The organism is Levilactobacillus enshiensis (genome assembly GCF_007115095.1).
In the GTDB taxonomy this organism is placed as follows: Bacteria; Bacillota; Bacilli; order Lactobacillales; family Lactobacillaceae; genus Levilactobacillus; species Levilactobacillus enshiensis.
The window spans coordinates 37,776-55,208 of the sequence record NZ_SULH01000008.1 but is presented as its reverse complement, the minus strand read 5'-3'; the positions used below and the strand labels follow the sequence as shown (position 1 = coordinate 55,208).

Genomic DNA, 17,433 nt, shown 5'->3' with positions numbered 1-17,433 from the left:
CGTAGTATAGTTTAGTCTTAGTGTAGCATAGGTTGTCGTCGTTTTCAAACAGATGTTCGGGTAAATGAGTTGAATTCTGAAAATAACCCTGATATGATGGACTGTGACTTGAAAGCGGGGCGGGTCCCCAGCTACTGGCCAACGGGTTATTCGGTTGACCAACCGCGAAGTCATGCGGGTTGCCGTGATTGTGACGGCGACGAACACAATTAAATATTTTAAAGGAGGATCGTTCATGGCAGAACCAACAATGGACACCCTATTAACAAGAATCAATGAACTGGCACACAAGGCCAAGGCAGAAGGCTTAACTGATGATGAGACTGCAGAACGGGATCACTTGCGGAAGCAATATCTGAAATTGTTCCGTGAAAGCTTCAAGAGTCAGGTCGAGATGCTACAGGTCTACGATAAAAACGGGAAAGAAGTTACCCCAGAAAAAGTTCGCGAAATTCAACGAAAAAAGGGTCTACGGGATAATTAATTACGGAAGCGCGTCTTTTTCCGGGATTCGCGCTTTTAATTTGTCTTAAGTTTGTGTAGAATTGTTAAATGAATGACTTCAATGAAGGAGGGGAAATCGTCTTGGCAACTTGGATCTGGATCTTAATCGTCATCGCTGTCGGTTTAGCTTGTGCGGCCGGTGGCTTTTATGGCGCACGCAAGTACATGGAGAAATACCTGAAAGACAATCCGCCAATTAACGAAGACCAATTACGTGCGATGATGTTGCAGATGGGGCAAAAGCCATCCCAACGGAAATTACATCAAATGATGAACGCAATGCAACAAAATGCGTCTTCACCACGTAAGAAATAATCGTCTTGGTTTTTTCAGACTCGCTTCCAGATTTCTTGGAGGCGAGTTTTTTTAGTTGCATTTTATTAATATTTCGGTAAAATTAAAAAGTCTGCGTTATATTTTAATCATATTCTAATTTTAGGAGGGGTGTTCGTGAGTATCTTTCGCAAATTGTCGTGGTATTTCCGACTTGAATGGCGACGATATTTGACTGGAATCATTGGTTTATTGTTAACAGCCCTAATTGCCATTATTCCCCCGCGGATCATTGGTAACATGGTGGACGGCATTCACGGGCAATCAATGACTGGACGTTTATTACTCATTGATCTCGGTTTGATTACGCTTGCCGCGTTGGCGCAGTATGGAACGCGCTATATTTGGCGTAATGCAATTTGGGGTGGGGCAGCCCACCTGGAACAGCTGTTGCGGAACCGCTTGTTTAACCATTTTATGCGGATGGATCGGGTCTTCTACCAAAAGTATCGGACGGGAGACTTGATGGCGCACGCAACTAACGATTTGGAAGCTGTCCAACGGGTTGCTGGTGGCGGTATCCTGCAGTTTGCAGATGCCATCATTACCGGCGGTACGACGTTGATTGCGATGATGACGCTGATCGACTGGCGGTTGACTTTGCTAGCGATCATTCCGTTTCCATTTCTGGCAGTTATTTCTTGGTATCTGGGTCAAAAGATTCACCGGGCCTTTGGCGAGTCACAAGCGGCCTTCTCTCGACTGAATAACAAGGCTCAGGAAAGCATTAGCGGAATCAAGGTCATCAAGGCTCTCGGTCAGGATGATGCCGATGTGGCAGATTTCGATTCACAAGTTGACAGGACGATCGACATCAACCGCCGCGTCAACCGCTTGGATTCACTCTTTGACCCGTCGATCACGCTGGTCATTTCCATTTCCTACGTGGCAACCATCGTCTTGGGTGGGCTCTTTGTGGTCCACAACGTGATTACGATCGGTAACTTGGTTTCCTTCATTAGCTACTTGGCAATGATGGTTTGGCCAATGTTTGCTGTGGGGATGCTCTTTAACACCATGGAACGTGGGAATGCCAGTTATGACCGGGTCATGGAGCTTTTGGAACAAAAGACGCATATCATTGACCAGACGGACGGCATCACGGAACGACCACAGGGCACATTGGACTATCACGTTTCACAGTTCGACTATCCAGACGATGCTGGTGCTAGTCTTAAGCGGATCGACTTTACGTTACCAGCCGGGCATACGCTGGGAATCGTGGGGCGGGTCGGTGCCGGAAAATCAACGATTATGAAATTGATTCTGCGGGAGTTCGACAATTACAATGGTGAAATCATCTTTGGGGGTCACAATATCAAAGACTACGCTCTGGACAGCTATTTGCCAGCGATTGGTTACGTGCCGCAAGAGAGTTTCCTATTCTCAACCAATATTTTTGAAAATATTCGTTTTGCCCGTCCTGAGGCGACAAAGGAAGAGGTCGAGGCGGCTGCGGCCAAAAGCGACCTTGCTGGGCAGATTGACAACTTACCTGCTGGCTATGATACCCAGGTCGGTGAGGAAGGGATTTCACTGTCTGGTGGCCAGCGACAACGGTTGGCAATTGCCAGAGCGCTGTTGATCAATCCGGAATTGTTGATTCTGGACGATGCGCTATCTGCGGTCGATGCGGAAACGGAAGCCGAGATCCTGGCGAACCTGAAGGCTGAACGGGCCAACAAAACAACCATCATTTCCGCTCACCGGTTGAGTTCCGTCATGAATGCCGACGAGATTATCGTGTTGGACGACGGTCACGTGATCGAACGGGGGACGCATGATGAATTGATGGCGACTCACGGTTGGTATCAACGGATGTTTAACCAGCAACAATTGGAAACGCAAGTGAAGGGAGGCGTTCAATAATGGCAGATAAGCCTTACGAATCGGCGTGGGCTCACAGTATGACCACCAAGGAACAAGTCACGGTGATCGGTCGCCTGTTTAAGTTCGCTGCGCCTTACAAATGGTTCTTCATCGTGTCGGTCATTCTCTCAGCCACCATTAGTGCGGTCAACGTCTTCTTACCTTGGTTGCTGCAAATGTACATGGACCGTTATCTGCGGACCAGTAATGCAACGCTGGCCATCATGTGGATGTTTGCCGGCCTTTACTTTCTGGGTATGGTGACGCGAGCAATCATGCAATTTTGGCAAAACTACACGAGCACCATGGGCGCTGAATATATGCTTGAAAATGTCCGGCGTAAATTATTTAGTCAGCTTCATAAAAAGGGCATGCGGTACTTCGACCAGACGCCAGGAGGATCGATTCTTTCACGACTGATGAACGATACCATGACCTTTTCCAACTTTTGGGCCCTATTAAATACGTTAATGTTGGCAACTTTTGCGGTCATCTCGTCATTTATTGCCATGGCTGCTACCGATATGACTGTTGCTTTGTGGACATTGATTCTGGTCCCATTTCTGGCGTTAACAATTTGGTATTACCAACACTACAGTTCCAAAGTGTACCGCCGGATGCGGGAACGACTGAGCGAACTGAACACGAAGCTTGCTGAAGCCATCACGGGAATCAGTGTGATTCAGGAATTTCGGCAAGAGAAGCGGACGGCAACCAACTTTGAAAAGACCAATGAGGCCTATTACGATACGCGTAAAGCCATGATTCGGACGAACTCATTACTGCTGAGTCCCATCATTAACTTGTTCTACGCGCTAGGAACGGTCATTGTTCTGAGCATCTTTGGGATTCGGGGATTACACGAAGTTGTGGCGGCCGGGGTTATTTACGCCTTCATTACCTACCTGAACAACTTCTATAGTCCGATGAGCAACATGATGGACAGTCTGAGTGACTTTCAAAATGGGATGGTGGCCGGATCGCGGGTATTAAAGGTAGTTGATGACCAAACCCTCGCACCAGCCCAGCACCCCGTGGCCGATGCAAAGATTACGCAAGGAAAAGTTGAGTTTCGCCACGTTACTTTTGCTTATGACCAAGAACATCCGGTGTTAAAGGATGTCTCATTTGTCGCTGAACCGGGCCAAACGGTGGCCTTGGTTGGCCAAACAGGATCTGGAAAAACCTCGACGATCAACGTGCTCATGCGTTTTTACGAGTTTCAGTCCGGCGAGGTCTTAATCGACGGTCGCGATATTCGGGAGTACCCAGCCGAAGAATTGCGATCCAAGATGGGACTAGTTCTGCAGGAGCCCCAACTTTTCTATGGGGATATCCAGACTAATATTCGAATGTTCAATCCAGCTATCTCGGATGACCAAGTTCAACAGGCGGCACACTTTGTTCAGGCGGATGAATTCATTGAACGGTTGCCCCAGGGGTACGCCACTCCCGTTTTGGAACGGGGAACGGAATATTCTGCTGGGCAACGGCAACTGATCACATTTGCCCGTACGGTGGTCACCGACCCGAAGATTCTGATTCTAGATGAAGCAACGGCCAACGTTGATACCGAAACCGAAACAATGATTCAAAATGGGCTGGACCGGATTCAAGAGAATCGGACGACCATTGCCATTGCGCACCGGCTCTCCACGATTCAAAACGCTGATTTAATTTTGGTCCTGAACCAAGGGAAAATCGTTGAGCGGGGAACCAATGATGAGTTGATGGCGCAACATGGCTACTATTACGACATGATTCAACTGCAAAATGCAGCGCATGCAGAATAGATCGTCGTTCAGTGTGCGAGAAGAGAGAGTTCTTCACAGACGAAAGCCATCTTATCTAAGTCTAGCCAGGCAAACACTGCTGCTTAAAGACAAAAAGACCGCACCGGTTAATCCCTTTAGGGCTAGTCGGTGCGGTCTTTTGTGTAGCTGAGTCGCGAAAACTAATCTTTTTTGCCAGTGACGTCGACGTAATGGAAGTTCGGATCGATTTCCTGATCGAGCTTATCAAAGGCGGCTTGCATCTGTTTTTCGATTTGGGCTTGGCCCTCTTCGTTGAGCTTCAGCTTGCGGTCGATGGTGATTGGTGTGCCAAAAGCTACGGTGACCTGTTTGTGTGAAAACAGCCGTTTGAAGGTCAGTGGTCCTTGATACACGGCGGGAACTAAGGGAACACCGGCCATTTTAGCAATGACCGCGGCGCCCCCCTTAAGCTCTGCGGAGTGCCGGGAGCCCGAGGGAAACATGATCAGTGATAGGTCGCCTTGGCGTAAGATCCGGACGGGCGTTTTAATCGCGGATGGCCCGGGATGATCTCGATTTACCGAAAAACCATTGACATGGTAGAGCAGCCATCGGAAAATGGGGTTTTGGAACAACTCTTCTTTTGCCATGAAGCTGAACTTTCTGGGACTTGCGGCTAATGCAAAATAAACCGGGTCAAACCATGTTCGGTGAGGCCCAACCAAGACGTAGGGCCCATCCGGTAAGTCTTCACGGTGTAAGTAAGTGGCACGGCCGTTGACCAAAAATAAAATGGCCCGGATCAAGCCACGTAGAAATGAATAAAACATGTGTCGCACTCCTCTCGCAACGTTGCTATTTAATCCAGTATGCAAAAAAAGCGTCGCGGTTGCAAGTTATCTGAAAAATATTTGAAAAGGAAGTGGTGATTGTGACGACCTTAAGACCCGGTGAACGAATCGATCAATTATATAGTCAAGATATTCAAATCATTCAAAGTCCAGAGGTGTTTGCGTTTTCATTGGACGCCGTATTACTCGCTAATTTTGCGAAATTACCGTTGCGCGCGACGAGTCAGACCGTCGACCTGTGTGCTGGCAATGGGGCGGTAGGCTTGTTCATGAGTCATCAGACCCGTGGAAAAATTGCGGAGGTCGAACTCCAACCCCGTTTAGCCGATATGGCACGTCGGAGTGTTGCTCTGAACGATTTAGGCGACCAATTAACCGTCTACGAAGGGGACTTGGCAACGGTCAATCAGTGGATTCCCAAGGACTCCGTGGACGTGGTCACCTGTAATCCACCATACTTTGCTGACCTGCCGCAGAGTCAGAAGAATCCGAACCCCTATCTGGCAATCGCCCGTCACGAAATCACGACGGATCTCGCGACAATCGTGACGACGACCAGCGGGCTACTCAAAATGAACGGGAAGGCCTATTTTGTTCACCGACCAGATCGCTTACTACAGCTGCTAGAGTTGATGACTGCGAATCGCTTGGCACCCAAACGTGTCCGGCTGGTTCATCCTAAACCAGGTAAAGAAGCCAACATGGTCTTAGTCGAAGCAATCAAAGATGGCAAACCCGGTGGCCTACGTTTTCCAGCACCGTTAGTCGTTTACGATGAAAACGGGGAGTATTCAGCCGAAGTGGGGGCGCTACTCTATGGCAGCCACTAAAGCCTACTATTTCTATGTGCTACTCTGTGCGGATCATTCGTTGTACGGTGGGTTTACGACCGATGTTGCGAAGCGCTTTGCCACCCATCTTGCTGGCAAGGGGGCGAAGTATACGAAGGTCCATCGTCCACTGAAAGTCCTGTACAGCGAGTCGTTTGCAAGCAAACACGATGCCTTGCACGCCGAGTGGGCCTTCAAGCATCAAAGTCGAGCAAAGAAGCTTGCTTTCTTAGCTGAACGAGGTATCTCCATAACTGGGTAAGCGTTTGACTAAGCAAACGCTGTCGTCTATGGTAGACTGAATCTGTGTAGTCAACTAAGATAGTTCAGCACCCTAAGGAGGAGCTTATTGTGAAAATTATTGCCTATGGAATTCGAGACGATGAACAACCTTACTTAGAACAGTGGTCACAGCAACAGGGTATCACGGTTACAGCCGTCAAAGACCTACTGGATGACCAGACTGTCGACCTCGCAAAGGGGTACGATGGCGCGGTCGTTTATCAACAGAAGCCTTACACGGCAGAAGTTCTTGACCGGTTAGCTGCGAACGGAGTTACCAATCTCTCCTTGCGTAACGTTGGGGTCGATAATGTGGATGCAGATGCCGTCAAACGGAATGGGTTTAAGGTCACCAATGTGCCGGCTTACTCACCAGAGGCCATTGCTGAATTAACGGTGACGCAATTGCTGCGGTTGTTGCGGCGGACGCCAACGTTTGACCGGAAGCAAGCCAACGGGGATCTCACCTGGGCACCAGACATTGCTGATGAATTAAACAAGATGACGGTCGGTGTCGTTGCTACCGGTCGAATTGGTCGTGCAGCGATGAAAATCTATCAAGGATTCGGCGCAAAAGTCATTGCCTACGATGTATTCCACAATCCAGAGTTGGAGAAACAAGGCGTCTACGTGGATACGTTGGATGAGTTGTATGCCCAAGCTGACGTGATTTCCTTACATGCACCAGCAACCAAGGACAATAACAAGATGCTTAACGATGCGGCCTTTGCGAAGATGAAAGATCACGTCTGGATTTTGAACCCAGCGCGCGGGGCGTTGATCGATACGGATGCTTTGATTCGAGCATTGGACAGTGGCAAGGTCGCTGGTGCAGCGCTGGATGTATACGAGGATGAAGTTGGGATCTTCAACACTGACTTCGGCAGTTTCGATGCGATTCCCGACGAACGATTGAAGAACCTGATGAAACGGGAAAATGTGTTGGTTACGCCACACATTGCTTTTTACACCAAGACGGCTGTGAAAAACATGGTCCAATATGCGTTAAATAACAATAAACAATTGATTGAAACCGGACAGGCTGAAAATGAAGTTGCGTTTTAACTAAAAAAATGTGGGGCTAGCGGCGGTTGAGGTATCTCAACTAGCGCTAGTCCCACGTTTTGATTAGGCGTGTTTGATGTATAAGCAGGATCTGTGCGGATGTCTGCTGGCTGGTAAGGCGACTTAAGCCCTATGTTAGCTAGTTTTAGGTCCATTAGTGTGACTAGAACAGGTATAGCCAGTACTCCGGAACTTTCAACTTTTAGTTAAGTAACCCGCACAAAAACAGTGACGACTTACCCTGAAAGGAAAGTGTCACTGTTTTTGGATACGACTTAAGTTTCGGCAATGGCGGTCAAAGCAAGCAGTAGATCCTGCAGTTCGAATGGATCGCCAACGGTTTGATCCGGAATCCAGTCACCATCAGGCATAGCTAGATTTCGGTGATTAAACCAGAACGCTTGCCAGCCAGCTTTCTTGGCTGCACGAACATCCATGCTGTAGCAGTCACCAATGTAAACGACTTCACTCGCACGGAGGTTCAACCGGTGATTCATCAGGGTGAAGATCTCGGGGTCGGGTTTCGCCAACCCAGTCTCTTCAGACGTCATGATGGCATCCCGGTTGATCCACCGGTGCATCTCTAATTGCATCACTTTTGCCAATTGGTGTTGCGTTTTACCATTGGTGATGATGCCTAATTTATAATGTTCCTTGAGCTGATCCAAAGCGGTGGCTAGTCCAGGAAAAAGCTTGATTTTTTGCAGACCGGCGCAGTAAGCGTCTTGGAAAGCTAGGGCAATCTCGGTGGTCACCGAGGGTATATTTTGACTGTGTAAAGCGGCATTCAACCGTTTAACAGCCATTTCTTCGTGAGACCAAATACCGGCGGCGCTTTGTTGCCGGTAAGTTTGAAAGGCCAAACTGAGATCCGTGGCTTCGGGCAACTTGAGTAACGGTGCTAGTGCTGCCGTGAAGGGGGTCTTTTGGTCATAGAGCGTGTCATCGACATCGAAGACGACCGCTTTTATCATGCTACTTCCTCCTCATTTGTGACCTAAGCAGTTTACCATACTCTTCTGGGAAAGCCAATTTTATTGGAAAATTTAGGATTTTAGCTTGTGTTTAGTCAGTCAGTTTTGTATAATAACTTTCGGTGCGTATGCGCCAATTCACACCTCGCGTGATGACCGGAGGGGTGCTCGCTTGCGAGTTCTTCAGTCAATTGAGCGTGGGGGAGGAAATCAAAAACTATTTGGAGGCATTTTATCATGGCTGTTATTTCAATGAAACAACTGCTCGAAGCCGGTGTCCACTTTGGTCACCAAACCCGTCGTTGGAACCCAAAGATGAAGCAATACATCTTTACGGAACGTAACGGTATCTACATCATCGATTTACAAAAGACGGTGAAGTTGATCGACGTTGCTTACAACTACATGAAGGACGAAGCTGCTAAAGGCGCCGTTGTTCTGTTTGTTGGGACTAAGAAGCAAGCACAAGACTCTATCGAAGAAGAAGCTACCCGTGCTGGTCAATACTACGTTAACCACCGTTGGTTAGGTGGGACTTTGACTAACTGGGAAACTATCCAAACGCGAATCAAGCGTCTGAAGTCATTGAAGAAGATGGCTACTGACGGTACGTTTGATGTTCTTCCTAAGAAGGAAGTTTCTTTACTTAAGAAGTCTCAAGACAAGTTGGAACGTTTCTTAGGCGGTATCGAAGATATGCCTAAGTTGCCTGACGTTATGTTCATCGTTGACCCTCGCAAGGAACAAATCGCTGTTCACGAAGCACAAAAGTTGAACATTCCGATCGTTGCTATGGTTGATACGAACACTGACCCAGATGAAATTGACGTGGTTATCCCATCTAACGATGACGCTATCCGTGCCGTTCGTCTGATCACTTCTAAGATGGCTGATGCCATTGTTGAAGGCCGTCAGGGTGAAGACCAAGTTGACGAAAAGACTTTCGAAGGCCAAAAGTCCGATGCCGCTAAGGGCGACAAGAAGACCGCTGACAACTCGATGGAAGACATCGTTAACGCCGTTGAAGGCGACAACAAGTAATTAAATGCAAGGTGTCGTTCGCGGCACTTTCCAAATATTAGATTTAAAGCACCTTAGGCTGGCTTAATGTTTAGGACCGTTCATGGCCTGAGATTGAGTCAGTCTTTTTTGGTGAATTAGATGAATTGATAAAAGGAGGCCATTACACATGGCAAGCAAAATCACTGCGGCACAAGTAAAAGAATTACGGGACAAGACCCAAGTTGGGATGATGGATGCTAAAAAGGCCCTTGTTGCTTCTGAAGGCGACATGGACAAGGCCATTGATTTCCTGCGTGAAAAGGGAATTGCTAAGGCAAAGAAGAAGAGCGGCAACGTTGCTGCTAACGGTTTAGCTCGGGTGAAGGTTAGTGGAAACACCGCTGCCATCGTTGAAGTTAACTCAGAAACTGACTTCGTGGCAACGAACGACACGTTCAACGCTTTAGTTGACGAAGTTGCTGACACGATTGCTGCACAACAACCAGCCGACTTAGATGCTGCGTTAGCTTTGAAGGCTGACAATGGCGAAACGTTAAACGAAGCCATCATCAAGACGACTCAAGTTACCAGTGAAAACGTGCAATTACGTCGTTTTGCCGTTGTTAAAAAGACCGACGGCCAAGTCTTCGGTGCTTACTTACACCAAGGTGGCCAAATCGCTGCTGTCGTTGTCTTAGACGGTGCTGATGAAGCAACTGCTAAGGACGTTGCGATGCACGTTGCTGCGATCAACCCAGAATTCGTCTCTCGCGACGACATTCCTGCTGACCGTTTAGCACATGAACGTGAAGTATTGAAGCAAGAAGCTTTGAACGAAGGTAAGCCTGAAAAGATCGTCGAAAAGATGGTTGAGGGTCGTTTACACAAGTTCTTGTCCGAAATCAGTTTAGCTGACCAACCATTCGTTAAGGATGGCGACCAAACTGTGAGCCAATTCGTTGCTAGCAAGGGTGGCAAGTTAGTAACCTTTGTTCGTTACGAAGTTGGTGAAGGAATCGAAAAGCCAACTGTTGACCTGGCTAAGGAAGTTCAAGACCAAATCAACGGTTAAGCAAACCGTAAGAAAGCGTAGATTCCGCTAAGGGGCCTACGCTTTTTTATTAGCGTTGACGGGCTTGCCGAACAGCTGACACCTGATGTTAGTAAGTGTTCGGTGCGGTGGCGATAAGTGTGGTTGTCGTCGAGACCAAAATGGTTGCCGGACCACCAGTCAGCGGGTGAATACCCGATATAAAACTTTTTAGTGACAAACCTGGGATTTCGTACCCCCTGACTATCACTAACGGGGGTAAGTATGATAGAATTATTGTCAGAATACAATAGGAGGAAACACAATGGCGGACGTAAAGTATAAGCGGATTATGCTCAAACTCAGTGGCGAGGCTTTGGCCGGTGACAAGGGATTTGGGATCAATCCGCCAGTAATTAAAACCGTAGCGGAAGAGGTCAAGGATGTCTATAACTTAGGGATCCAAATCGCTATTGTGGTTGGTGGCGGTAACATGTGGCGTGGCGAAGCTGGCGCACAAATGGGCATGGAACGCGCGCAAGCCGACTACATTGGGATGTTAGCAACCATCATGAACGCATTGGCACTACAAGACAACTTGGAGTCAATTGGCGTGCCAACCCGGGTTCAGACTTCTATTGAGATGCGGCAGATTGCTGAGCCGTACATTCGACGGAAAGCAATTCGGCACTTGGAAAAGGAACGTGTTGTTATCTTTGCTGGGGGAACCGGTAGTCCTTACTTCTCAACAGATACGACCGCTGCTTTACGGGCAGCCGAAATCAATGCAGATGCCATCTTAATGGCTAAGAATGGGGTCGACGGTATTTATTCTGCTGATCCAAACAAGGATCCTAAGGCCGTTAAGTTTGACAAACTGACGCAACTGGATATTATCAACAAGGGCTTACATGTCATGGATACGACGGCTAGCTCACTTTCAATGGACAATGACATCCCATTTGTTGTCTTCAATTTGAACGAACCTGGTAACATTCGGCGGGTCGTTGAAGGCGAAAACATCGGGACTACAGTTAGGGGAAAATAGATATGGCTGATCAGATAATTACTACTGCAGAATCAAAGATGAAAAAGGCGGAAGAGGCTCTCAAGCGTGAATTGGGAACGATTCGTGCTGGTCGGGCCAACGCTAGTATTTTAAACCGGGTCATGGTGAACTACTATGGTGCACAAACACCATTGAATCAAGTCGCTTCCATCACGATTCCTGAACCTCGTATTTTGATGGTGACTCCATACGATAAGTCTGCACTTGAAGACATCGAAAAAGGAATCATGGAATCAGACGTTGGGATTACCCCTGCCAATGATGGGACGGCCATTCGGTTGGTCATTCCACAACTGACTGAGGAACGGCGTAAGGAAATTGCTAAGCGTGTAAAGGCCACTGCCGAAGAAGGCAAGGTTGCTGTGCGGAACGTTCGTCGGGACGCCATGGACAGCATCAAGAAGGGCCACAAAGACGGCGATTACACTGATGATGACTTGCACAACCTAGAGGATCAAGTCCAAAAGGTGACTGACAAGGCTATCAAGGGTGTCGATGCAATTGCAGCTGATAAAGAAAAAGAAGTCTTAACTGACTAAATCTGATTAGAGTAAGGAGCGTTTTAAGATGGCAGAAGATAACCAAGATCAACAAAACGTAGAAATCACCCCAGGCACGGAAGAGTTTGGGAAGATGGTTTTTCGTCTGAACAACGAAGTTAACGCTGAAAATATTTCAATCTTGAACTATAACGGTGCAGAACTGGAACAAATTCAAGACGGTGTGTATGCCCAACCCGCCTTTGTCAGTGATGACTTCAACTTGTTCTTCGTGGTAACCCAATTGATTGGGGACGATTGGATTGTTGCGTTCTCTAAGGCAACGATTGAAAACGGCAATGAAATTACCGATTTATCTGACCCACTACCAACTGGGGAAGGCTTGAACCTCTTAGGCCAAGTTAGTGCCGATGACGCCAACAAGCTGCTAAGCTACTTCGGCACGTTGGCAGATGCTAAACGTGGTGAATGGCGGTTAATCGAGTAATCAGCCGGTCAAAAGCTAAAGATTTCGCTCAATTTGGGGGCCGGGATAGTTTCCCGGCCCTTTTTTTGTTATGATGAGAGGTTGTAAAGACCAATGGAGGTGCGCTGTGTTTTCATTCTTAAATAAAAATCAATCGACGGGCGAGGTGGAAGAGCTTCACCTTGATGAAGCCAATATCCCCGCTCACGTCGCTATTATCATGGATGGTAATGGCCGGTGGGCGCAACAACGCCATTTGCCACGAATCGCCGGTCACAAGCAAGGGATGGATACTGTGAAGACGGTGGCCACCGCGGCTAGTCATTTAGGGGTGAAGGTGTTGACGCTGTACGCCTTCTCAACTGAAAATTGGAAACGGCCAACCGCTGAAGTCAATTACCTCATGAAGTTGCCCGTCGACTTCTTTGGAACGTTCGTGCCAGACTTGATCAAAAATAATATTCGCGTTAAAGTCATGGGCTACACGGATAAGCTACCGGCGGCAACGCAAAAGGCCGTTCGCGATGCGATTGCCGATACTGCGAATTGTACTGGGATGGTCCTGAACTTTGCGTTAAATTACGGTGGTCGGGCTGAAATCGTTACGGCAGTGCAGAAGCTTGCTGAAGCGGTCAAGGCGGGTAAGTTGGATCCGGCAGCCATTGATGAAGTAGCGATTGACCAGCAGTTGATGACGGCGGACCTGGCTGAGCTTCGTGATCCGGATCTGTTGATTCGGACAAGTGGTGAGGAACGTCTGTCGAACTTCATGTTGTGGCAAGTTGCTTATAGTGAATTTGTGTTTACGCAACAACACTGGCCTGATTTTGATCAGACGGCGTTAGAACAAGCGATTTATGAATATCAACAGCGCCACCGTCGGTTCGGTGGGTTGACGCCCGCTAAGGGGTAATTTTAAGAAACTAAGGAGCTTGGAAGATGAAACAACGGGTTATCACGGCGGTTGTCGCCTTAATTATATTTATTCCCATTATCGTTGCGGGTCATATTTGGATCGATATTGCGGGATTTGCACTGGGGCTAGTGGCCTTATCGGAAATTCTGATTATGCGCAAGAAGTTGTTGGTGAGTGCAGAAGCCATTATTTCTGGAATCGGGATTCTAGCAGTCATTGCACCACAGAGTTGGTGGGCGGATTTGCCAAAATTCCTGAGTCCTTGGTACATCGTGTACCTATTCGTGCTGTTACTTTTGTTACGGACGGTGGTGTCACGCAACCGGTTCTCCTTTGACGATGCTGGGGTGATTACCCTGAGCATGCTGTATATCGGAATCGGGTTTCATTTCTTTATTGCTGCCAGAGCGGTTAGTTTAGTTGCCTTGCTGTACGCGTTGTTTATTGTTTGGACGACGGATTCTGGCGCCTATATGATTGGTCGGAAGTTCGGTCGAAACAAGTTGGCACCGCACATTAGCCCTAATAAGACCTGGGAAGGGTCTATCGGGGGTTCCGTTGTCGGGACCATCGTTGGGAGTGTCTTTTGGTACTTCTTCCCAGTGGGTCATTTGAGTTTAGGCGTCATGATCCTATTGACGTTGATCTTCTCTGTGGTCGGTCAATTTGGGGATTTAGTCGAATCTGCGCTGAAACGCTACTATGGCGTAAAGGATTCTGGGAAGATCTTACCGGGCCACGGTGGTATTTTGGACCGGTTTGATAGCTTACTGTTGGTACTGCCAGTCATCCACTTGTTCGGTTTGATTTAGTCCTCGCTGTTCGCTTGCGCCGTCTAGGGTGCTTAGGGTATGCTAGGTGGCAGAGAAAAAAGTTGGGGAGTTACTACGAATTGAAGAAGGGACGACATCTGTGATTACGACGATTATTACCTTTATCATTGTGTTTGGAATCTTGGTCATCGTGCATGAATTCGGTCACTTTTATTTCGCCAAGCGCGGCGGCATTTTAGTGCGGGAATTTTCCATTGGGATGGGGCCCAAGCTCGTCTATCACCGGGGCAAGGATGGCACGACCTATACGTTGCGCTTACTGCCAGTTGGTGGGTACGTCCGTATGGCGGGCGCCGAAGATGACGAGGAAGAGCTAAAGCCGGGGACTCCCGTGAGTTTATACGTTGGGAACGAAGGCAAAGTTGAACGAATCAATACGAGTAAGAAATCAACACTATTTAACGGAATTCCGTTAGAGGTTACCGGTACGGATCTGGAAAATGAACTGTGGATCGAAGGGTACGAAAATGGGGATGAAGCTGAGGTCAAACGCTACCCAGTTGCCCATGACGCCACCATCATTGAAAGTGATGGGACTGAATTACAGATTGCCCCGAAGGACGTTCAATTTCAGGCCGCCTCGTTAGGTCGCCGGTTGATGACCAATTTTGCCGGACCGATGAACAACATTTTGTTGGCCATTGTGACCTTTATGCTGATGTCGTTTGTTCAAGGTGGTGTTGCCATGGGGACTAACCAAGTTCAGGTGGCAAGCGCTCCCGTTTCTGTTGCTAAAAAGGCTGGTCTGCAGTCCAACGACAGGATTACAGCAGTCAACGGTAAGAAGACGACGAGCTGGACAGATTTGAGTACAGCGATTCAGCCTTTAGCTAACAAGCAGACAGTTCTGACCGTTAAACGTGGGAACACGACCCGCAAGATTACGTTAACGCCGGCTGGTGAAAAGTCCAACGGCAAGACGGTTGGAATGATTGGCATTACGCAAGCACAGGACAAGCACATCGGTGCGATTCTTGCGTCCGGGTTTACGCAGACTTGGACGATGACCAAGGCCTTGTTTGGGGCGTTGTGGCACATGGTTTCCGGTCACTTTAGCTTAAATGACTTGGGTGGCCCCGTGGCAATCTTTGCGACGACCTCTCAGGCCACACAATACGGGGTGATTGGGGTCTTGAATTTCCTGGCCTTCCTGTCAATTAACTTGGCAATCGTCAATTTACTGCCAATTCCAGCCTTAGATGGTGGTAAAATATTATTAAACTTTATTGAAGCCATTCGACGCAAGCCGCTTTCAGAAAATGTGGAAGCAGCAATTACGTTGGTGGGGGTAGGGTTCTTGGTTCTACTCATGTTGTTAGTGACGTGGAACGATATTGAACGTTACTTCATTCATTAACAAATTCGGTCGTTACGAGAAGGGAATATTTAACTATGAAACAATCGAAACTACTCATTCCAACTTTGAAAGAAGTACCGAATGGGGCAGAAGCGCTTAGCCATCAAATGATGTTGCGGGCAGGATACATTCGGCAGGTCACTGCAGGAGTTTATGCTTACTTGCCATTGGCCTACCGGGTGGTTGAAAATATCGAAAAGATTATTCGTGAGGAAATGGATAAGATCGATGCCGTAGAGACGTTGATGCCAGCCATTTTACCCGCAACACTCTGGCAAGAATCTGGTCGTTACGAGACATACGGCCCCAACTTGTTTAAGTTTAAGAACCGGCACGACAGCGACTTTATTTTGGGTCCAACACACGAAGAAACGTATACCATGTTGATTCGCGATGCCATCAAGTCTTACAAACGCTTGCCGTTGGTCATGTACCAGATTCAGCCCAAATATCGGGATGAAGACCGGCCACGTTATGGGTTGCTTCGAGGTCGCGAGTTCATCATGAAGGACGCTTATTCTTTCTCCATTAACGATGAAGACCTTGACCGAATCTATAGTCAAATGGAACAAGCCTATGAAAACATCTTTGACCGGGTTGGCTTGAATTATCGGGCCATCGTTGGTGATGGTGGGGCTATGGGTGGCAAGGACTCCAAAGAATTCTCTGCCATCGCACCAGTCGGGGAAGACACCATCGTTTACTCCGATTCCTCCGATTATGCGGCTAACTTGGAGATGGCGAAGAGCCTCTTCATTAGCAAAAAGTCTCATGCCCAACCAGAGGAGCTAAAGAAGATTGCGACCCCCGGTGCGAAGACCATCGATGAACTGGCCGAATTCTTGGACGTTAAGCCGTCTGCGCTGGTCAAGAGTATGTTATACGTAGCCGACAAGGAACAACCTGTGATGGTTCTCGTTCGTGGTGATCATGAAGTTAATGAGACGAAGCTGAAGAACTACTTGGGTGCAGACTTCTTAGATCCGGCAACGCCTGAAGACGCGCAAAAGTACCTGAATGCGAACTTTGGATCACTTGGCCCAGTTGGCGTTGGCGAAGATGTCAAAATCTTAGCCGACCAATACGTGGGTGACATGGCCAACGTTGCCGTGGGTGCTGATGAAGATGGTTTCCACTACATCAACGCCAATGCCGGCCGTGACTTCCGGGTAGATGCTTATGCCGATCTGCGGGACGTCCAACCTGGCGATTTGTCGCCAGATGGTTCCGGCGTGTTGAAGTTTACGAAGGGCATTGAAATCGGGCATATCTTCAAGTTGGGGACCCGGTATTCAGACGCGATGAATGCCACGGTGCTTGACGAAGGTGGCCGGCAGAAGCCAGTCATTATGGGCTGCTACGGTATCGGTGTCAGCCGGCTATTGTCGGCGATTGCCGAACAACAAGCCGACGAAAATGGCCTGGTTTGGCCCCGCAATATTGCACCATTTGACATTCACTTGGTTCCCGTTAACCTGAAGAAGGAAGACCAAGCCAACCTGACGACCGAGCTGGAAGAACAGTTGACGGCCAAGGGTTACCGTGTTCTGACTGATGACCGCAAAGAACGGCCAGGCGTTAAGTTTGCTGATTCTGATCTCATGGGAATTCCTGTGCGGATCACGATTGGTAAGAAAGCTGGCGAAGGCATCGTTGAAATTAAGATTCGTAAGACTGGTGAAACGGTCGAAGTCATTAAAGACGAAGTTGCTAGCACCGTTGAGATCTTATTCAAAGACATTGACTAGCACACTTGAAAAGGCCAGCAAAGATGCTGGCTTTTTTCATTCTAATCGCA

At 48.1% G+C, this 17,433-nt stretch carries 18 protein-coding genes; 16 read left to right on the top strand and 2 right to left on the bottom strand.

What is annotated here, in order from left to right; translation table 11 throughout:
• Nucleotides 1-235 precede the first annotated feature (235 nt).
• From FAY32_RS09265 to FAY32_RS09250, 4 genes are all read left to right on the top strand, one after another.
• Entirely contained in the window at nt 236-484 is a 249-nt protein-coding gene (locus tag FAY32_RS09265) for a DUF896 domain-containing protein (RefSeq protein WP_143463160.1), read from the top strand.
• Nucleotides 485-585: 101 nt separating this feature from the next.
• Nucleotides 586-819 carry a YneF family protein gene (locus FAY32_RS09260; RefSeq protein WP_143463159.1) on the top strand — a complete coding sequence of 78 codons (234 nt, stop codon included), beginning with the start codon at nt 586-588 and terminating at the stop codon, nt 817-819.
• Nucleotides 820-954: 135 nt separating this feature from the next.
• Entirely contained in the window at nt 955-2,706 is a 1,752-nt protein-coding gene (locus FAY32_RS09255; RefSeq protein ID WP_143463158.1) for an ABC transporter ATP-binding protein, read from the top strand.
• On the top strand, nt 2,706-4,499 hold the full coding sequence (locus FAY32_RS09250; RefSeq protein WP_143463157.1) for an ABC transporter ATP-binding protein: 1,794 nt from the start codon (nt 2,706-2,708) through the stop codon (nt 4,497-4,499). Before FAY32_RS09255 ends, FAY32_RS09250 begins: the two co-directional genes overlap by 1 nt.
• A 161-nt stretch (nt 4,500-4,660) precedes the next feature.
• On the opposite strand, the gene FAY32_RS09245 is transcribed toward FAY32_RS09250, so the two are convergent.
• Complete coding sequence (locus FAY32_RS09245) at nt 4,661-5,290, bottom strand: lysophospholipid acyltransferase family protein (protein ID WP_143463156.1); 630 nt, start codon at nt 5,288-5,290, stop codon at nt 4,661-4,663.
• A gap of 95 nt (nt 5,291-5,385) precedes the next feature.
• On the opposite strand from FAY32_RS09245, the gene FAY32_RS09240 reads away from it, so the two are divergent.
• The 3 genes from FAY32_RS09240 to FAY32_RS09230 all read left to right on the top strand — a co-directional run bounded on the left by FAY32_RS09240 (nt 5,386) and on the right by FAY32_RS09230 (nt 7,488).
• Nucleotides 5,386-6,141: a tRNA1(Val) (adenine(37)-N6)-methyltransferase gene (locus tag FAY32_RS09240; RefSeq protein ID WP_404820134.1), complete on the top strand. Its 756-nt coding sequence runs from the start codon at nt 5,386-5,388 to the stop codon at nt 6,139-6,141.
• Entirely contained in the window at nt 6,128-6,403 is a 276-nt protein-coding gene (locus FAY32_RS09235; protein ID WP_143463154.1) for a GIY-YIG nuclease family protein, read from the top strand. The genes FAY32_RS09240 and FAY32_RS09235 overlap by 14 nt, the downstream gene beginning before the upstream one ends.
• Before the next feature lie 89 nt (nt 6,404-6,492).
• Complete coding sequence (locus tag FAY32_RS09230; RefSeq protein WP_143463153.1) at nt 6,493-7,488, top strand: D-2-hydroxyacid dehydrogenase; 996 nt, start codon at nt 6,493-6,495, stop codon at nt 7,486-7,488.
• 275 nt (nt 7,489-7,763) lie between these two features.
• On the opposite strand, the gene FAY32_RS09225 is transcribed toward FAY32_RS09230, so the two are convergent.
• Nucleotides 7,764-8,462 carry an HAD family hydrolase gene (locus FAY32_RS09225; RefSeq protein ID WP_143463152.1) on the bottom strand — a complete coding sequence of 233 codons (699 nt, stop codon included), beginning with the start codon at nt 8,460-8,462 and terminating at the stop codon, nt 7,764-7,766.
• 237 nt (nt 8,463-8,699) lie between these two features.
• Here FAY32_RS09225 and rpsB point away from each other — a divergent pair, with 237 nt between their 5' ends.
• From rpsB to FAY32_RS09180, 9 genes are all read left to right on the top strand, one after another.
• A complete protein-coding gene (rpsB, locus tag FAY32_RS09220; protein WP_143463151.1) occupies nt 8,700-9,503 on the top strand; it encodes a 30S ribosomal protein S2 in 804 nt (267 codons plus the stop codon).
• Nucleotides 9,504-9,651: 148 nt separating this feature from the next.
• Nucleotides 9,652-10,536 (top strand): translation elongation factor Ts, encoded by an 885-nt coding sequence (gene tsf / locus FAY32_RS09215; protein ID WP_143463150.1) that lies wholly within the window; start codon nt 9,652-9,654, stop codon nt 10,534-10,536.
• Between the two features lie 283 nt (nt 10,537-10,819).
• Nucleotides 10,820-11,542, top strand: coding sequence for a UMP kinase (gene pyrH / locus FAY32_RS09210; RefSeq protein ID WP_143463149.1), 723 nt, complete (start codon nt 10,820-10,822; stop codon nt 11,540-11,542).
• A 2-nt stretch (nt 11,543-11,544) separates the two neighbouring features.
• A complete protein-coding gene (gene frr / locus FAY32_RS09205; protein ID WP_143463148.1) occupies nt 11,545-12,102 on the top strand; it encodes a ribosome recycling factor in 558 nt (185 codons plus the stop codon).
• A 28-nt stretch (nt 12,103-12,130) separates the two neighbouring features.
• The gene (locus tag FAY32_RS09200; protein ID WP_143463147.1) at nt 12,131-12,550 is read left to right on the top strand and encodes a hypothetical protein; all 420 of its coding nucleotides are present in this window, start codon (nt 12,131-12,133) and stop codon (nt 12,548-12,550) included.
• A gap of 106 nt (nt 12,551-12,656) precedes the next feature.
• Nucleotides 12,657-13,442, top strand: coding sequence for an isoprenyl transferase (locus FAY32_RS09195; RefSeq protein WP_225428325.1), 786 nt, complete (start codon nt 12,657-12,659; stop codon nt 13,440-13,442).
• 26 nt (nt 13,443-13,468) lie between these two features.
• The gene (locus FAY32_RS09190; RefSeq protein ID WP_143463145.1) at nt 13,469-14,257 is read left to right on the top strand and encodes a phosphatidate cytidylyltransferase; all 789 of its coding nucleotides are present in this window, start codon (nt 13,469-13,471) and stop codon (nt 14,255-14,257) included.
• Nucleotides 14,258-14,357: 100 nt separating this feature from the next.
• Complete coding sequence (gene rseP / locus FAY32_RS09185; RefSeq protein ID WP_143463245.1) at nt 14,358-15,635, top strand: RIP metalloprotease RseP; 1,278 nt, start codon at nt 14,358-14,360, stop codon at nt 15,633-15,635.
• A gap of 35 nt (nt 15,636-15,670) precedes the next feature.
• The gene (locus FAY32_RS09180; RefSeq protein ID WP_143463144.1) at nt 15,671-17,383 is read left to right on the top strand and encodes a proline--tRNA ligase; all 1,713 of its coding nucleotides are present in this window, start codon (nt 15,671-15,673) and stop codon (nt 17,381-17,383) included.
• The last annotated feature ends 50 nt before the right edge of the window (nt 17,384-17,433 follow it).